Consider the following 18,239-nt stretch of genomic DNA (forward strand, 5'->3'; position numbering starts at 1 on the left):
GTCGGCAGCCCCGAGTGTTGCCTACATTGAGAGACGATCCAAAAACCGCCTTAGTGATGTCATAAATTGACTACCCCACCCTTCCTGAAAGGCAAAATTCTTGTTCCTTAACCAACAAGTGAACAACTATTATTTGATGATTTTTAATGCAAAATAGTCAAATCAAAAGAATTCGGCGGGCAAGTTAACGTCGAATAAATCTCGTTAAATCAATTTTTGTTCCTGGTGGCAAGTCCTTTATTTGATTATAAATTTGAACCTGGAATTCCCAATAAACCTCCACATCAATGATCTCTAAATTATCCAGCTCATCAGGCCCATTGAGAAAAAGTGGCTTTTTGAATCCAAGACAATTATTGAATGCTAGAGTCGTTTGTCCTAGAAAACTCATCACCTCTCGAAACTTCGCCGCCTCTAAAAGATCATCATCTTTATTCAACAACATCACATTGTGAAATGTTTTTAATTCATTTGATGCCTCGAACACTTCGACGGTTGCAGGGTCAAATACCACTATGATATTTATTCGTTGATAGTCTATCGCAAACAATCTTCCCATCCAATCAGAAGCAAAAGGCCAAATCCTCCCCTTATATTCGCTAAAATGTCGTTCTATTATCTCTTTCCAATAGATTGCCAGTTTTTCATTGTATACCCGGTATACTCCATCATTAAAGCTATTGCCACCACACTCGTCAAACAATGAATTAAGCTCAATTGGCATTTCCTTTAAACTCGAAGGAAAAAACCCCTCCAACCGCTCAACCTTATTACCTTTAATGAATTTTTCGTACATATAAACTAACTACTTTTAAACGCTGGTATGAATGTGACCTTATTAACCTTAGTTCCATCCTGTACACTTTTGATTTGGTTCTGAATTTGAGGACCAAAGCTTCTATTGACGCTTTTATCTAACCCTTTCAAATTCGACTTACTGTTATCCCCTCCTAATTGAAGATCTTTTACGTGATCAACATCTTCTCCTTTAGAGACCTCGCCGCCGGCCTTAATAAATTCTCTCCTTAGATTCGATGGCCGTTCTACTGGGGTTTTTGTAACAACAGTAGTAGGGTCATCAGTTAAAGATTTCGCTTTAGCCTCTGCGGCTGCGTTTTGGTCTCCAGTCCAATTAGTTTTCCCGTAAACTGTCAAATTTACTCCCTCCGTTGAGGTAGCCGCTTCGCCCGAAGTAGCAGAAGAAGCCAAATTTTCCATTACTGGTCTACTCACAGCCAAGGCATCCGGCGCCACAGACTCTGCAAACGCCTGAGGTGCTGGACTAAGTGGAACTCCTGTCAAAAATGTCAAACCAGTTAACGTTGCTGCTTCTGGCCCAAAGAATCCGCCCGTCATAATCGTCGCCGCTAAAGGCGTCCCAGCAGCACTTCCCTCCGCCATTCCCTGCGCGTCTCCGGCAGCAATTTGTTTAAACTTATCATCTGTAATTGATGAATTGGTAAGAGAAGCAACTGCAGTAGCATTGGTTATTGTCGTGAGGCTTGGAGCTGGCAAAAACTCTAACCCTTCAAGATCGATCCCACTAGTTGCTCGATCTTCAGCGTAATCATAGGTGCTATTATATTCATACTTTGAAGCCAGCGGATCGATCTGTAAAAACCGGCCAATTTGTGGATCTTGATTCCTATATTTAAATTGGTACCAGTTCAATCCAAGATCATCATCCAAAAGCTGCTTAACAAACAGATATTTATTCTGCGGATCTCCGAAGTTTAATGAGTGATCCGAGATCCCGCTCATTGTCAGTCCAAACGGATAGTAATGCTCCTCCTCCGTCACCGGCCCCCGCCTATACTGCACATTAAGATTATCAAAGAACACATCCTGAGCACTCTCATTGCTCACATATATGTAAATATAACCATTTTTGGATACCACCGGTATGCTCGCCTGCAAGGCTTGTTTTGACATCGTCCCTGTGATCGAAGGCACCTGAACTACCCCTCCGGATACAAAGTTCATCTGGTCGTCGAACAACACCCAGTTAAGGAACGCCTTTGGCTGGGCAGCATTGTAATCCGGCGCTTGGTCTGTATTAAAGAAACTTGCCAGCGCTGGAACCAATGCTGCCGACACAGGGGAAGCTGCCGCGATCAATCGTTCACCTCCCTGGGCCACTACGTCGCTGGTCAATGAAGATAACAGATCGTTCGCCAGCGGCGTCTCCCCGGATGGCGGCGGCTGGGTCGCCCCCTGGTACCAGCCGTACACGGTAGCCCCTATCGTATCCTGCGCCATTACTTTCAGCACGATCGCCGGACCTACGCGATTCTGACCGGTACTGCCGTTCACCCGGCTGACGTAATGATTGCTGGTGTCCCCACCGGACGTCGGCTCGAAACCTGACGGCGTCGGATACTGGGTTGTGTTGACATTATTGAACAGCGCATCCTCGATCGACGCGCGAGCAGTTTCCATCGTCGCCGCATAGATCGTCGTATCCTGCTCTTCCGTCAGCACCATCCGGGTATCCCCCAGATGGTCCTTCAGGAAATAGTCGTATACCAACCCCGAAAACAACGTCCCCGATACCTGGTTGATCTTATTTACATACCGGATACGGCCTTCCTCATGGCTCAGGAACTGGAGTGTATCGCTATGATAGACGAAGGCCCCAATATAAATCGTCGTATCCTGTGCTCCACCCCTCGTCGAATCAGTTACAATCTTAAACTGCTTTACGCCCCCGGCGTCAAAAACATAGTTGATATTGCCTTTACCAGTGATGTGGATATATTCAGGCAGGTTCAGGTAGTTGTACCGGATACTATCGATCTTCTTATTCTTATCGAACCGCAAATTCCCATTTGAATCATAGCTGTAATCTGCTCCTATAGTGTTCCCATCCTGGAAGTCGCCCAGATGATACGTGGAGTCTACGGGAGCTGCGTCGGTGACGGACTGAAGCTGGTTGGAGCCTAAGTTGTACGCATAGCTCAACTGATCGATCGCACCCGAGCTAGTGACCATCAGCCCGTTTTGATTCATTGTCAATATGTTGCCATTGGCATCATAGCTAATCTGGGGGACACTGAAGTCGACCTTCGGGTTGGCCGCATAGGTATTGCCACCATCGTTGCTCTCCTGGTAGGGGGCCCCCACCAGCCTGTTAATATTGTCATACAGATAGCCATATGCACTGGGGGTGCTGTTCCCAATGCTTTTCCACTTGATCCCGGCGATATTGCCGTTGTATTGGGGAGTGCCGAACCCATAGTCATAATTCAGCTCCATCCCGAAATAGTGGCTGCTACTACCCTTGATATAGCCTTTGTTCATGCCGGTCAGCCAACCCCGGATGTTATAGGTGTAGTTTAGCGACTCCATATTGTTACCAAGGGTCTTTGTCACAAGCTGGCCGATTGCATCATAGGTCAGCGAATCAATAGTCCGGGTTACCCCATTGTCGTTCAGCTGTTTGGTTGTCTTTAGCACCCGGCCCATATGATCGTAGACCGAGGCGCTCAATACCGTCATCCGGGGATTCAACATGCTAAAGGCATTGTTGTGCCGTTCATAGGCGGAGAGCATTCTCCCGGTAAAATCGTACATCGTCGTAGCGGTATCGAGGCTGCCCGAGACATTGCCGGCTATGGCCTGGATAATGCGTCCTTTTTCATCATAATAATTGACAGTCGTCAACCAGGTGGTCGTGGGGGCTTCCAGGACGCGGACCATCGTCGTCGTGACCAAACCGGTGGTCATGCTGCTTTGGACAACGGGGTCGGGATATGCGTTGGTATAGGAGGTCAATTTGGAAACATCCAAGCTGGTAAATGCAGGCAGGCCGGACACCGTGTAACTGTCATAATAAGTCTGGGTATTCAGCGTAAAGCTCTCGGGGTAGTTCTGATCTCCGTTCTCATTGGCCTGCATCTGGTCCAGGGTATAGGTGGACGGCGCGGAATAGATCCCCGTCTGGACAGCACGGTCAAGGGTATCGTATTTAGTAGTTTCCCACTGGTTCTGGCCTCTCAGGTTGCCATCCTGGGTCAATACAGGGAGGTCCTTTAGGTTATAGACCATGTAGACCGGCGCCGCGTCAGGCACTTTTTTGAGGATCAAGCGTTTCCGACCGTCATAAGCATATTGGAAACAGAGGTTTTGGACCGGGGTCGGGTTCCAACCGTTAGAAGACAGCGTTGCCACTGCTTTTGGAGGGATGACACACCGGAGGTTGTCGAAGTCATCATACGCATAATAGGTGCAGAGCCAGCCGTCGTGCGCCATCGAAGGTGAAGCGGCCTCCTGGACTTTTTTGAGCACGACGTGTCCGTCCATATCCTTGTATTCCCGGACCGCGTGCCCGTTTTCATCAATGGTTTGGGTGACCATCAGGGTTCCGGCCGCATAGATTGCGGTGGTTGTTGGATAATCTGTCTCTCCATAAGTGACCTCCCAGATCCGGACGGAATCGGCAGCCGTGTTGGTGAGGTAGGCGGTGCTGTTGCCCCGGTTGCTCCCAGTCCATGAGTTACCGGGAGGCGTCACTTTTGTCGGGCGATCCAATGGAGAGGCCTCATAAGTGTCGTTGCTATAGAAATAGTTCTCGGTATGATTATAGAAGTTATTGTAAAAAGAAGGCTGAACGGAGTCGGCGTTGGTCCTGAATGTACCCGTGGACAACCCATCGGTATACGGCAGGTATTGCTGGGATACTCGGCCAAAAGGATCGTAGAAAGTCGTGCTGACCAGGTCCGCTTGGGCGGGGTTACCTTGCCTGTTAACCACTTGAATGCTCCTGCCAAGACCGTCAAAGTATTCGGTCGACTGGTGGACATCGTAGGGACTCGTCAACCCATCGGCAGTCACCGTATCGGTTACCCCGGATTTGGTGATCGTCCGGGTAATGATATAATTCAGGCTGTCGCCTGTCAGGGTGGCGGAATAGGCGGGCATGGCCAAAAAAGCCGCAGTACCTGCAACCAGGGTATCTGTCCCGGGGCCATTGCTGGCAGGGGCGGGCAGAAGAGCCAGCACTTTGCTCTTAACCGTGACGCCGTTGCTGGTAACGAGCAAGGTAAAGTACGTGGAATCATACAAAGGACCAGGATCTAAGCTCAGGCCGGTCGCACCGCTTAGGGACACCCAGACGCCGGAGGTGGACGCGGAAGAGTCCTTCCATTGATAGGTATAGGTACCATTTCCCCCGCTGGCTGCGGTTCCCATAAGGTCGCCGGGATCGATCCCATACCCCATGGTGGTACCGCCGGCGGATGTGATCGTACCTGGCAGGAGCTGGGGAAATACGATTATGGCTACGGTAGGTGAATAGACCGTCGCGCCTACACTCGTGGAAGCAAGGTCGTAGTAGGTCGTTGCAGTCAGGGCGCCCGGTGCAAAGGTAAGGCCGGTTGCACCGCTGACAGGCACCCACGCCCCCCCGGTGGACGCCGAAGAATCCCGCCACTGATAAGTATAGGTACCGTTACCACCAGTGGCTGCTGTGGCCGTCAATGTACCGGGAACCGTGTTATAGTTGATGACCTGGGTGGACGGTGTTACGGACCCACTGACCAGTTGTAGGTAGACCACTACCGTATCCGTTGCGCTAACTAAACTGGCCCCGTTACTGTAGTAGATGATCTCATAATAGTGCGTGCCGGCTGCAGCGAACGGCCCCGGATGCCCTATCAATCCTGTATCCGCGCTCATACCTACCCAAAGAGTCCGCCCAGCTCGAACATAACTGGAATCCCATTGATAGCTAAATACGCCAGTTCCCCCTGACGGAGCGGTCGAGGTAATCGTAACAGGGGTATTGGTAAAAACTAGTTGATGAACCGGGCTCACAATTCCACCTACGATGGGTGGGTCAACCGTGACAACAACCGGCGCCGAGGTATCGCTAACCCCATTACTGGTAACCACGGCTTTTGCCCATGTTTTGGCCGTCAAATCCAGAAGGGAGACGATGGAAGTCCCGTTATGCAAAATATTACCTACCAAGGTCCAGTTTATCGAATCAGTAGACGTATACCATTGATAAGTATAACTCCCATTTCCCCCCTTGGCAGCCTGCATAGTGAAAGTACATCCCAGATTATAGCCAATGTCCTGGGAAATAGGGCTGATCGTCCCCATAACCAACAGGGAATATACATTGATGACGAACTTCACAGAGGTATCACTAACCCCATTGCTTCCTGTCACGAGTTTGAAATAAGTGGTATCCACCAACGCCCCTGCCGTATAGCTTGAACTGCTAGCCCCACTGATGGGCGTCCACGCCCCTGCCGTTAATGCAGACGAGTCGAGCCATTGATACGTATAGAATCCATTGCCCCCCGTAGGTGCCGTGGAGGACAATGTGCCAGGGACAGTATTGTAATTGATCGATTGGCTGGCGGGACTGACCGTACCGGGCACCAGGGAAGGGTATACATTGACAGCGGCATAATTCCCGATCCCAACGACGGTGTTGCTGGTCACCTGGTAGTGGTAATACATCGTACTGGTAAGATTTCCAGGGGCAAACGAACTGCTTGTCGCTCCAGAAATTGCCGTCCATGTACCCGTTGTATCAGTGGACCGATACCACTGATATGAATAACTGCCATTGCCACCGCTCACACCTGTTGCTTTCAGTGAAGCCGCCGCCGAATCAAAGTTGATCGATTGCGTGCTTGGGCTTGCACTACCCGCCACCAGTGGGGGAAGGACATTCACAGAAACAGCAGCGGATGTAACAGTATCCCCGTTGCTGACCGTCACCACGTTGTAGTAAGTGGTAGCCGTTAAGGTTCCCGAGCTGTAGGATGCCCCTGTTGCCCCGGATACGGCTGTCCAGGTGTTACCGTCAGGTGAGCTGTACCATTGGTAGGCATAGCTGCCACTGCCTCCTGACGGGGAAATTGTCAAAGTCGCAGGGGCACTATTGTAATTGACGGTCTGACCCGACGGATTGATCGTTCCCGATACCAGTGGTGGATATACCGTTACAGTGGCGTAATTCGATGTATACCCCGCAAAAAAGCAAATGGTCTGTCGCTGATAATAGGTCGTAGCCGTCAGCGCCGGGGGTTGGTAGTTCTGCCCCGTAGCCCCGGAAATAGCGGTATAGGTTGTATTGTCCGGTGAAGAATACCATTGATAGGTATAGCTGGAGCAGCTTCCCCCCGTAGACGCCGATGCATTGATCTGTGCCGGTTCCGTATTATAATTGATACTCTGTGTCGTGTTGGAGATGGACCCGGGCACCAAGGCGGGCGCCGAATTGACCGAAACAACCAGGCTTCCCAGCGTCGTGGATCCGTTCAAGGCTGATATGGTGGAGCTGGAGCACGAGGTCTGATTAAAATAGACCGTACAGCTCGTCGTAGTATAGCTCTGGATGGTCCCACAGCTACAGGTCCAGCTGGTAGCGGAACCGGAGGTCAGCGTATAGGTCCAGGTATCTCCCTGGGTCACCGGATTTTGCCCGGTAATGGGTCCTGAGTGCAACGGTCGTGTCCCAGCCTGCAACCGCGACGAAAAGAGAACGGCGCACGCGACAAAAAGAACGAGTGTAAGCTTAGTTGGCATAGTGGTAGAAGAAGGTCTTTACGATATTACCGTCCTGGTCTTTGATGTTGACAAGTCGGCCGAGATTATCATAAGTGTAATAAGTAGTCCGGCCGGCCGCGTCCGTTTTGGAGGTGATGCCGATCAAGGGATCGTAGGTCACTGTCGTGACCAAGGCTTTTGTCCCGGCTAGCCCGGTCCGGACCTTATTAAGCTCCGTCCTCAAGGTCTGGTCATTCGAAGGGTTATCCAATACAGATTGATTGACAAAACTTGCTATCGTTGCCGGGTCAGAGCCCGCCACTTCGGCCACAACGAGCTGGTGTCTATATCCCCATAAATAACTATAAGCCAGATCATTGACTTTCGACTGGGAGGACATCCGGTTGGTGTTGTCGTAAGTAACAGATACCTCATTATGATAATTAGAGTCAATGTTTGCCAGAAAACCCGTCTTAAGCATCGGCGCGGTCAATTCTGTTTCCTGTATCCCCGTCCGTTTCGCCACAGTATCGCCCGCGGTATTGACAGCAAGCGTATAATTGTCCCTACTGGCCGAGACCAGGTAGTCATTCCCATCGCTTTTCTGCACGCTGATGTATTTCTCAATCACTGGGCTGACGACATGATTGGCCTGCATCCAATAGACCCCCTTATGCCATGCCACGGCATCTGCCCATTCTGCCGAGTCAAGACTGAACAGATAATTTTGCCAAAGTGTATTTCGTGCTGTGAAAGCATTTTGGGAGTTGGTCGCGTAGTTCCCCTCGCAGTTATACGAATTGACAGTATTTGTAAAATTGGTTTCATTGTTCACATACGGCTGATATGGCTGAAGGGCGGCCACCAGGTTGTCGTAACAATTGTTATACATGGAATCTGCATACCATGCACCCAAATTGAAAAGAGAATCTACAGTATGCGGCGCGTTAATACCTGTTATCGGGTAATCAAGGGGATATTTGAGCTGGGTTGTCACTTGCTCGCCCTTACTATTGTGCGTAATAAGACGGGTAGGGAAAATGTGGTTTGGGTTGTCGTAATAATAATCCGTTTCGTTCGTCACGGGGTTCGCTCCACTGCTATCCCAGGCAATGTCCACAGTTGACTGGACATATTTGTACCCCGACTGCATCACGTTGTGCGTGGCGGAATACACGTTCTGCACGCCGACGACCGGCTGGGTTTGATCCGGGGTGGCGACCACGTTGGAGCAGGTATAACAGCTGCTTGCCGGAAATACCTGGTCGGTGACGGTAGACGTGATTGTCTGAAAGTCGATGACATCCTTTATTCCATAATTGGTCATCGTTTGATGAAGCGGTACATATTGTACACCGTAGGGTCCGTACGTATACTTATAGTCCGTCTTTTGGGTCAGGAAAACATCGGGATCGACCGGTGTAAAGCTCCCATAGCTATAATCAGTCTTCCCATTGCTGCCGCCGCTGATATCGGTTTCTTCGACATTACCATACCAGAATTGGTTGTTGATCAGATCGCTTACCGACGGGTTGAGGCTGCCCTGTAACGTGGTTATGGACACGCTATAGACGGTCCCGGTGGGGCAGTTACCCGTCCCATTGGCATAGCAACCGGAGGCATCCTGGTTTACCGAACTGACATGAGCTCCAATGTTATACAAACTGGTTCCATTGTTGTATGTGTAGTATTTCGTCAAAACAGGGGCTGGATGACTATTATCATACGAATCGATTTCCTTGACCCTGATACCGGGCGCCAAAGCAAGGGTATTGGTCACCGTATAGGAGTTATAGTTGATGCCGACCCCCCAACCGTTCAGGGAATCACAGGTGACAACATAGGTATAAGCCCCCGGTGGAAGGGGAACGCTGTCAACACCGGGGAGGACGGGCGGCCGGGGATTTGACGCATAAACCAGGGCATTGCTGGCGTTATAAATAGTCAGAAATGGGTCGGTTTGCGGATATCCATTGTCGACCGACGTATAGTTGATGTGCACCATCTGACCTTCGTTCAGGCTAAAGCTTCCGGATAACGATCTTGTTCCATGATTATCGGGCAGGTTGCTGTTGTCATACCAATCAACGGTAAGTTTGGAAGTTTCAGCGGTATAGGAAGGCCCTACCTGATAGTTGCCGGTTGTATTCTGTTCATAGATCAAGGTATCGTATCCGCCTGTAGGATAGGTAATCTTTGACAACGTATTGTGGACGCAGTAGTTGAAGTTGGGGGCACGGTTGGCGCCGGTGTACCCCTGGTTGGTGACCCAGGAGGCGTCGGCATTCGCAAACAACGTCTCGTTCTGAGCGCCGTTGTAATACCCCCAATAGTCTACCGAATGCGTGTTCCAACCAGGTATGGTAGATATATTAGTATCCGGGCTCTGGTATTGAAACGTATACCGCTGCATGATGGTATCATCTCCACTGTCGGTCAAGGGAAGTGTCTCATCCACTTCCGTAAGCCCAAGCTTCCCGGCAAAGTATTGATGTTGCAGGGTAAAATTTCTCTCCAATACACTACCTGTTCCCCAAACACTGACTGATCCAAGCGGATACATGGTGCTATCCGTAATCCAGACATCTGTCCGGGGTGTACCGGCAGGTGAAAAATCAACCTCCGCGTTCTTCGACACAATGGAGCTTAATGACAGCGACAATATTGAGTCTCCCGAAGCGGCCGACTCTTGGTAATTCTGCGAAGGAATGGGGCTTACATTCTGGTTCAGGGTAAGGGTAAGCGTCTCCGAATACACCGGGGGCTGGTGAAACGCATAGGTCGTATAGTTGTATTGAATGGTATCGCTTAGGTCCGCGCTGACGATCATCGACAGGAACCAGGCGGAATTATGGTCGGGTACATATTCCCCGAATTGCGAGGTCTGTTTGTGGTGGCTTCGCTCGGCGTCTTCAAAATAATACTTATCGCCCTTTTCATTGGTGATGATAAACCCATTGTCATAGCCAAGGGAAGTGATCTGGATCTGTTGATGGGGAAACATATACGCTTTCCCTTGCATCAAAATGAACTTCCCGCTTAGTCCCGGTGCATTAAAAATATAGAGATCCGGTTCCCCATCCGCCTCTCCCAGGCCCATGGTCTGCAAAAAGTCCTGCTTATTGGACAGGTAGTTCATATTGACATAGTTGTCATAGTCATTGCCCACTACGTGCACATCCATATGGTCCACGCGACTCTTTACATGCCGCATCACCACACCACCGCCTTGTACATTCCATCCCAGCCCCACGGAGCTGGCTGTTTCCGAGGGTTTGAACCCGTTGTAGTTGTAACTAAGCGAAATGGGAATATCCAGGTTCGGCGTTTTGAGCTCATAGATGGGTATGCTCACCTGGGGTAGCCCGCTATACAACGTCACCGGCAGAAGCGTATACTTCACCATGGCCTCCGCTTCGGGGGACTGGGGTAGGATGTCCGTTTGGAATTGGGCACTGGACAACGGGCCGCTCGACCCGGAATAGGCCGAGCTTTTAAAAGGAAAGCCCGGGTACAAACTCGTTCCCAGCGACAAGCTTTGCGCATCCACCGTGCCATCCAGAAAAAAAGCACCGACAAACGCCGTGAGCAGCAGGTAAGCCTTCAACATATAATTCAACGATTCTTTTAAAAATTATACCCCACCCGGAAACGGATCATCTGCCCCTGGGGGATCTCTTGCGCGTACAAAGCATCGAACAGCAACTGCACGTTCCCTTGAACTTTGGAGGACACCCTGTACTTCTTTTCGATACCCAGGAGTGCGCTGGGTTGCCAAGCGCTCCGGTCCCTCAAATCAGCGATCCCCGAAAACGCCGTCATATAATTCAGTTCGTACCCCCCTGTCACATACCAGGTCTTCCACAGCTTCCAGTCAATATAGCCGCGCAAGCCAAGCCCCTGGTTCGAAAAAGCGATGTTGCTCCAGCCGGTACCCAGCCCTACATTATAGGAAAGACCAACGCCCAAGCTACCGTTGTCGCTCAACTTATAGCCAAGGGAAAGCCCGAGGTCTCCGGTAGCGGGAAAATCATAGGAAGACCGGCCAAATTGAATATTGGCGCCATATTCAAGCCGTTGCAGGAACGTCTTTGTTTTTTGGGTGTTGGGTTTGAAATTCGGCATATCCAGGTCCTGGCCACCAGCTCCATATTTACTCAGGCCGTTCTGCATCGAGGCTACCTGGCTTTGGGCCGCCTGGAGTTGCCCCTGAACGGCCTGCCCGTTGCCACCGACCTGTTGTTGTAGCAATTGCTGAACCTGGTTCTGTGTCTGCAACCCCTGGAGTGAGCCCCCATCCCAGGCGGGAAACCGGAAAAGCGCGGCCAGCAGGGAATTTTTAGCAAGAAACGCCTGATAAGCCGGTACCCGCGAAAGCAGCGTCACCACCTCCCGCTCCATCTTGGTTGGCTCGTCGAGCATAGTCTTGTACTGCTCCACTTGTTGACGGTAGTAATACGCCGTCTGTTTGAAGTTCGCAAACGCCTGGGTGACACCCGGTGGAAGTTGGGTATATTGACTGATCAGTTGCGCAAGTTCTTGTTTGCGCTGGGTAATATACTGCTGGATGAGGGTGGATTCGTCCAGGCGTGACTGGAGTTGCCCAACCGATGCTCCGGTTTGGGCAAGGGCTCCTGGCGAAAGGCCACCTGGCTGCGTTTGCAAGAACCGTAGCGTCGTGGATAGTGTATCCAGCCCGGGAACGTAAGTCGATGCAGCCCTGGTGACAGGCTGTTGCATATTCGCCTCCAGTTGTTGATACTGACCAGCCGGCAGACGTGTATCAACACTGGGATCAACCGTACGCAGCTTACCAAGCAGCTTCGCTTCGAAGCGCTCCATCCGGTTCAAATACTGCGTCGTCTTTTTGGAAAGGGTGGTGTTCAACCGCTGTGCTTTGCTGTCAACCTGGTCGAGATAACCTACAGGAACGGAGACCTGGCGGATGCTGTCCCCTGCCAATGACGCCAAGGCAGGCGTATGACACAAGAGGACAAGGTATATCAAGAGCAAAGCAGAGCCGGTCCGCATGAAGCAGTTTCATTTTGGGTTCAGGGAAAAAAAAGGAGGGTACGCTAGATAATTTGGACTTCGTAAATCTAAAATAAAAAAATCCGGACTACCAAATAAATAGTCCGGATTTCAAAATTAATTTTCAGTTTACTTAATTGCGTTGACCCCGTTATTCAGGGTGCACTTGTTGGCCCATGGGTGCACTTGTGAACTACAACTTGCCCGGCAAATTCAAATTGTATTTTTTTGCCCTATGAAAAAACTACTCCTCCTTCCGACCCTGTGTGTACTCATTATGTCCAGCCAGACCAGGTGTGTCAAGCAGAACACCCTACACACCACCGACACCGTCACCGTCCACGACACGGCCACAAGAACCCTGATCGTGCAGCCGGGACCGGATGACGGCCAGGACGTCTCCGTTTTTAACGCGCCGCCCGGCATCAACACCAATCAAAAACAAGACCCGGACTTTTTGGCCGGCTCATGGACCGACTATGCCCAGGGATGGGGGCAAGGCAACACGCGCTCCTATATCGAGTTTGTTGCCTTGGACGGCCTGCCGGACAGCGCAGTGATCAAGTCGGCCAGGTTATACCTTTATGGTTTTGACGTCAATAAGGCGTCGGCGATCGTCCAGGGCAATTCCGACTATCCCGGATCGCCTTACGGGAACCTGGGTAATGCCTGTTGGCTAAAAAGGGTCCTTGGCAACTGGAATCTGGATTCCATCACATGGAATAACATGCCGCCCACCACGGATATTGACGAGGCCATGATCCCGGCCTCCACCTCCCAATGGAACAACAATGACACGGTCGACGTCACAAAACTGGTGCAGGATATCGTCAACAGCGGACAGAATTATGGGTTCTGTATGCAATTGCAAACGGAGCAAATTTACCGGGACCTCGCTTTTGCAGGCAGCCGCAATGCGGATTCCACGCGCCGGCCAAAACTGGAAGTCACCTGGTCGATCCATTAGTCACGCCTTCATCTTTTCAAGGAATTCGGTTTTCCTACGCTGTGACACCTCCAGTTTGGTGTCATTCTTCAAAATGACATATCCGCCCTTGCCTTTTACATAACTCCTGATCTGGCGCATATTGACGATGGTGTTGTGGTGGATACGGACAAAGCACCCGGCACACAGCAGCTCCTCGTAGTAACCCATGTTCCGTGTGGCCGTGTGTTTTGATCCATCGGTGAGATGAAAAATGGTATAAGACCCTTGGGCAAGACACCAGACGATCGTTTCCGGATCAATGAAATCGCAGCCCTGTGAAGTGGGAATACTGATCATTTCGGCGGGCTGCCCTGACAAGTCCTGGCGCCCGTTCAGGCGTTGCCGTACGCGGTCGACCGATTCCTCCAGATCCTTGATCCCAATGGGTTTGAGGAGGTAGTCGATGGCAGAATACCGGAAGGCTTCGAGGGCATAACTATTGTAGGCCGTGATGCAAATAAGCTCGAAAGCGCGTTTTTGCAGCCGCTTGAGCACGTCAAAGCCCAAACCGTCGCCTATACGGATATCCAGAAAGACGAGCTGCGGCTCCTGATCTTCGATGAGCCGGATCGCCTCTTCCACATGTCCCGCAACACCGGTGACTTCGACATCGGGCGCCGTTTTCCGGAGCAATTCGCGGAGGACATACGTGCTTTTTTCTTCGTCTTCGATGATGACGGTATTAATGGCCATGGTCAATCGGTATTGATGGGGAATGACAGGTTCACAATGGTTCCGGAGCCGGAAAGGCCAGCCGAATTTTTGTCCAATATATCTAAAATAATCTGTTGTTTATGGATGGCGTTTAGGGTCTGGATGCGTCGGCCGGTAATGCCTGAACCCTGGGAAATATGGCCTTCGTTTCGCTGCCGGGCCCTGCTGGAATCGATGCCCCCGCCGTTGTCCTCGATGGTGCAATGCAAGTATCCGGGGGAGAGATGAAAGGCTACAGACAATTCCCCCGTACGATCTTTTAGCGGGGCGATGCCGTGCTGAACGGCATTCTCGACAAAGGGCTGGATGATCATGGGCGGAATGGAGAGCCCCTCTGCTACGGACGGATCGGGCGGGACAAGCCGGTAGTTCATCCGGGGGCCCAGCCGGAGTTGCTCCAGTTCAAGATAAAGGTGGAGCATTTTGATCTCTTCGTATAAGGGGATGACCGCCGAACTGCTGTGATCCAGGGTCAGGCGGATGAGGTTCGAGAATTTATGAAGATAGTCGTTCGCATTCATCACGTCCGCTCTGAGGACGTGGTATTGGATAGACGTCAGGCAATTGAAAATAAAATGCGGATTCATCTGGGCTCGGAGCGCCGACAATTCCAGGTCATGGATTTTTTCTTTTTTTCGCTGGCGCCGGCGGAAGTAGAGAAGGATTCCGGCGCCTATAAGCAGGACGATAACGGGATAAGCCATCAAAAGAAAAACAGGCGACCAATAAAAAGGATAAGGATGAACGATCGGGATCGTTATGGGATGGCTTCTGCTTCCCCAGCGATCAATGGATCTCAACTCCAGGACGAAGCGGCCGAAAGGCAGGGCAGGAAATTCGATGGTATTACCGGCTAGCCGGAACCAGTTGCTGTCTGCCCCTTTAAGCCGGTATTCATAGCCAACATGGAAACCGCTGCGGTAAGAAATACAGGCCATTTCGATCAGCAGCTTCCCTGAGGAATAATTGATCACGGGAATGTCGGATACATTGACCGGCTGCCCTCCCTCTATGATGCGGGTAATGACGATACCCGGCGGAGCGGCGGAGCCACCGGTATAGGTTTTCGGGAAAAAGCAGACGCCTCTTGACGTAGCGGTCCATACGTACCCGCCGGCAATGGCCGTTCGGTTGATGTCATCCGTCAGGAGGCCATCCTCATTGGTGATGTTGGAAATGTCATAGTGAATGGTGGTGTCCTGCCAGCGATAGTCGATACGGGAAATACCTTTGTCGGTGGCCACCCAGGCGGTATTGTCCTCAAAGCTGACCTGTTTGCAGAGATCGCTCGCCAGATCCTGCGCCTTTGTAATGCGGCGAACGGCGCCGGCTTTCCAGATGACAAGCCCGTCTTCCGTGGAGACCCAAAGGGCCGTGTCGGGAGCGATATCGATATGGTTGATGACGCCCGATAATGCCGGGATGGGTTGGGTAATGTGACCATTGTTCCAGGCGTATACGCCTTTGAGCCCGCCCCAAAAAACAGCATTACCCAGCCCTGCGACACAAGTGACGCGGTCGGGCCCGATCCAGTTGAGCTGCCGTCCGGTATCGTCGAAAAAGTAGAGCCCCGCCGAACAACCCGCAACGATGGTATGATCGGGCCTGACAAAGGTTTCTTTATAGGCTTCGGCGCTCAGGACGGTGTGGGTATCGTCCGGGGACAAGCGGTGGAGCCCCATATCAGCGGCAACAAGCAGGCTTTGGTGCAGGTAGGGCCTGACATCCATAATGCGGTTGTTCTCATTGCCTGCCGACCAGTGTGGGAATAGTCGCCAGTGCCCGGAATTCCTGTCGATCAACATGATGTTGCCATCGTCGAATCCAGCCACGAGTCGCCGGCTGTCCAAAATGTGCAGGCTCCGGACATTGGCACCCCTAAGGTCCGGCGGGCCGGGAAGCGTGCTAAAGCAAAGATTGGGCAGATAAAAAATCCCGTCGCTCAACGTGGTGACCCAATAGCCACCTTCCCGGTCCTTTAGGATATCAGTGCAATCGCTCCGGGGAAAAAAATGGCGTACGGTAGGGTGCCCGCTCCTGAAATTCGTAAGCCGGAGCAACCCCTGGCTCCGGGCGCAAAGCCAGAGCGTGGAGTCGTTTTCGTAATAGACGCAATTGACAAAGTTGTTGTAGCCACCCATGTTGAGCCCCAGGGTATGGAGGGAGAAAAGCGGGGATAATTGAGAGATACCGGCCAAATAAGCGGAATCATAGGTAAGAAAGACGATCGAGTTGTTAGAGGGAAGAAGGCTGAAAAAAAGCTGCCGGGTAAAAGGCGGGTCGGTTCTTGAGCACTGGAAGGGGAAGCGGTTCATGACATGGCTATTCTCTACCAGAACACTGCCCCGGTGGTCCCACGGACTGCTGGAAAAATAAAAGTTGGTCTTATCCGGTGCGGTGGCCCGCAGGATGCCGGTCCGTGCGTACAGCGCTCTCGGGTGAAGATCGCCGTTGAATTTCCACCGGCCGGAGCTGTCCGGCGACCGGTAACAGCCGGCCTGATCGGACGCACGAAGGTCCGCGATGAGCAGGATAGCATTGGTTTGCTGGTCCTCGCAAATGGCATTGACGCCAGGGCATTGATCAAAACGGATGATGGAATCCCCATGCATGACCGAGGGAATACCGACAAAGGATATAAACCAGACGTTGTCAAACCGGTCCAGGTAGAGCTGAAGGATTTCGTTGTCGGGAAGTCCGTCTTTCTTTGTAAAAGTATGGAAGGTCCTGCCGTCGAAGCGGCAGACGCCCTGGTTGGTCGCAAACCAGATAAACCCTTTACGGTCCTGAATACAATGGTAGACGATAGCGCCCGGCAGACCATCCTTTACCGTGAACTGTCGATAAGCCAGTTCCTGCGCGTGGGAGACGGTTGTGGTGAGGAGGAAGTATAAAGCAAGGAGGGTGCGATGCATGGATTTTACCTACTTAAACGTCGGACACAAACTCTCCCGTCGGTTCCCATTATACTCATCATAAAACCCATTATACAACGCCGAAAACTCATACGCCCCCCGCGACCCATTGTAATTCTTAAGCGACGACATCGTCACGTCATAAGAAAAAGACAGCTTTACGTTCTTCACCTGAAACCCCACCATGACAATGGCCGCATCCCCGGTCCGGTAGTACAACCCGCCGATGAGGCGGTTGGACCCATCCCCGGCGAGGTTGTATTCGGCATTGGTACCGAGCATGATCTCGGTGGCGCCGGCGTCGGTGGTGTAGTAGATATTGGGGTTGATGATCCACATGTTGTCGTTGGTCTTGAAGCGGGCGTCGATATTGGCGATGTAACGGCGGGGGATCTCCCCGAAGCCGAGGTCGCTGGACTCGAAAAAGGTTTCCCGGGCGTGGTTGATGTGTTGTACGGAAACGCCGATATTGACGTAAGCGCGTTCGTTCGGAAACCAGGCATAGTTCAAACCGGTCTGCATGTCGAAGTAGCTGGTTTGGGTATTGTCCAGGGCGACGCCCGTGGGGACGCCGGCGTCGAAAAACTTGCCGTCAAACTGGTCTGGAAATTTCAGCCGGGTGACGTCGATCCGTTTCTGGGCCCAGCCGACGTTGAAGCCGAGGGTCAGCAGGGAAGAAAGCCCCAGCATCTGGTGGTAAGCGATGGAGCCATAGGCCTCGGTAGAGGTCAGGCTGCCGCTCCCGGCCACGTCCCGCAAAAGAACACCCCCCAGCCCAAGCCAGCCATTCTCGATGCGGTTCCGGAAAACCTGGGCATCTCCAAAAATGCTCATGGTCTGGTAGGGCACCTGCATGATGGTGCTCCATTGGTTGCGATAGTTGGCGCCCAGGCGGTAGTCCGACTCCGGCAGAAAACCTGTATTGGCGGGGTTGACCAGGAGGGGCGCGTTGAAATATTGGGAGAAATGAAGGTCCTGGGCATACAGCGGGGAAGGCCCTTGCGCAAAGACCAACCAAATCAGGCACACAGCAGCGACAGGATGCCGCATCAACTTTTCCATAGTTCTTGACTTTTGAACTTTAT

Annotated in this window: 8 protein-coding genes; 1 reads left to right on the forward strand and 7 read right to left on the reverse strand. The window is 51.7% G+C overall.

The genetic code is table 11. The annotated features are described in order from the left end of the window. Window positions 1–184: 184 nt before the first annotated feature. From EDB95_RS00965 to EDB95_RS00980, 4 genes are read right to left on the reverse strand one after another with little or no spacing between them, the layout of a single operon-like run. Window positions 185–796, reverse strand: a complete 612-nt coding sequence (locus EDB95_RS00965; protein WP_133989694.1) for a T6SS immunity protein Tdi1 domain-containing protein — start codon at window positions 794–796, stop codon at window positions 185–187. A gap of 5 nt (window positions 797–801) precedes the next feature. Beyond that, entirely contained in the window at window positions 802–7,545 is a 6,744-nt protein-coding gene (locus tag EDB95_RS27480) for a DUF6443 domain-containing protein (protein ID WP_211352030.1), read from the reverse strand. After that, the gene (locus tag EDB95_RS00975; RefSeq protein ID WP_133989696.1) at window positions 7,535–11,116 is read right to left on the reverse strand and encodes an RHS repeat domain-containing protein; all 3,582 of its coding nucleotides are present in this window, start codon (window positions 11,114–11,116) and stop codon (window positions 7,535–7,537) included. Before EDB95_RS00975 ends, EDB95_RS27480 begins: the two co-directional genes overlap by 11 nt. A 17-nt stretch (window positions 11,117–11,133) precedes the next feature. Further along, window positions 11,134–12,537 carry a hypothetical protein gene (locus EDB95_RS00980; protein ID WP_133989698.1) on the reverse strand — a complete coding sequence of 468 codons (1,404 nt, stop codon included), beginning with the start codon at window positions 12,535–12,537 and terminating at the stop codon, window positions 11,134–11,136. 235 nt (window positions 12,538–12,772) lie between these two features. Between EDB95_RS00980 and EDB95_RS00985 the strand changes: the two genes are divergently transcribed. Then, window positions 12,773–13,504, forward strand: coding sequence for a DNRLRE domain-containing protein (locus EDB95_RS00985; RefSeq protein ID WP_133989700.1), 732 nt, complete (start codon window positions 12,773–12,775; stop codon window positions 13,502–13,504). Here EDB95_RS00985 and EDB95_RS00990 read toward each other — a convergent pair whose 3' ends face one another. From EDB95_RS00990 to EDB95_RS01000, 3 genes are read right to left on the reverse strand one after another with little or no spacing between them, the layout of a single operon-like run. Then, window positions 13,505–14,218: a LytR/AlgR family response regulator transcription factor gene (locus EDB95_RS00990; RefSeq protein ID WP_133989702.1), complete on the reverse strand. Its 714-nt coding sequence runs from the start codon at window positions 14,216–14,218 to the stop codon at window positions 13,505–13,507. 2 nt (window positions 14,219–14,220) lie between these two features. Beyond that, entirely contained in the window at window positions 14,221–17,154 is a 2,934-nt protein-coding gene (locus tag EDB95_RS00995) for a sensor histidine kinase (RefSeq protein WP_133989703.1), read from the reverse strand. A gap of 9 nt (window positions 17,155–17,163) precedes the next feature. Further along, entirely contained in the window at window positions 17,164–18,216 is a 1,053-nt protein-coding gene (locus tag EDB95_RS01000; RefSeq protein WP_133989705.1) for a PorP/SprF family type IX secretion system membrane protein, read from the reverse strand. Between the last annotated feature and the right edge of the window lie 23 nt (window positions 18,217–18,239).

This window comes from Dinghuibacter silviterrae (assembly GCF_004366355.1).
In the GTDB taxonomy this organism is placed as follows: domain Bacteria; phylum Bacteroidota; class Bacteroidia; order Chitinophagales; family Chitinophagaceae; genus Dinghuibacter; species Dinghuibacter silviterrae.

Excerpts from the sequence above, each read along its gene's own strand:
- EDB95_RS00965 (WP_133989694.1), bottom strand. The coding sequence starts at position 796 with ATGTACGAAAAATTCATTAAAGGTAATAAGGTTGAGCGGTTGGAGGGG.
- EDB95_RS00980 (WP_133989698.1), bottom strand. The coding sequence starts at position 12,537 with ATGCGGACCGGCTCTGCTTTGCTCTTGATATACCTTGTCCTCTTGTGT.
- EDB95_RS00990 (WP_133989702.1), bottom strand. The coding sequence starts at position 14,218 with ATGGCCATTAATACCGTCATCATCGAAGACGAAGAAAAAAGCACGTAT.
- EDB95_RS00975 (WP_133989696.1), bottom strand. The coding sequence starts at position 11,116 with ATGTTGAAGGCTTACCTGCTGCTCACGGCGTTTGTCGGTGCTTTTTTT.
- EDB95_RS00985 (WP_133989700.1), top strand. The coding sequence starts at position 12,773 with ATGAAAAAACTACTCCTCCTTCCGACCCTGTGTGTACTCATTATGTCC.
- EDB95_RS01000 (WP_133989705.1), bottom strand. The coding sequence starts at position 18,216 with ATGGAAAAGTTGATGCGGCATCCTGTCGCTGCTGTGTGCCTGATTTGG.
- EDB95_RS00995 (WP_133989703.1), bottom strand. The coding sequence starts at position 17,154 with ATGCATCGCACCCTCCTTGCTTTATACTTCCTCCTCACCACAACCGTC.
- EDB95_RS27480 (WP_211352030.1), bottom strand. The coding sequence starts at position 7,545 with ATGCCAACTAAGCTTACACTCGTTCTTTTTGTCGCGTGCGCCGTTCTC.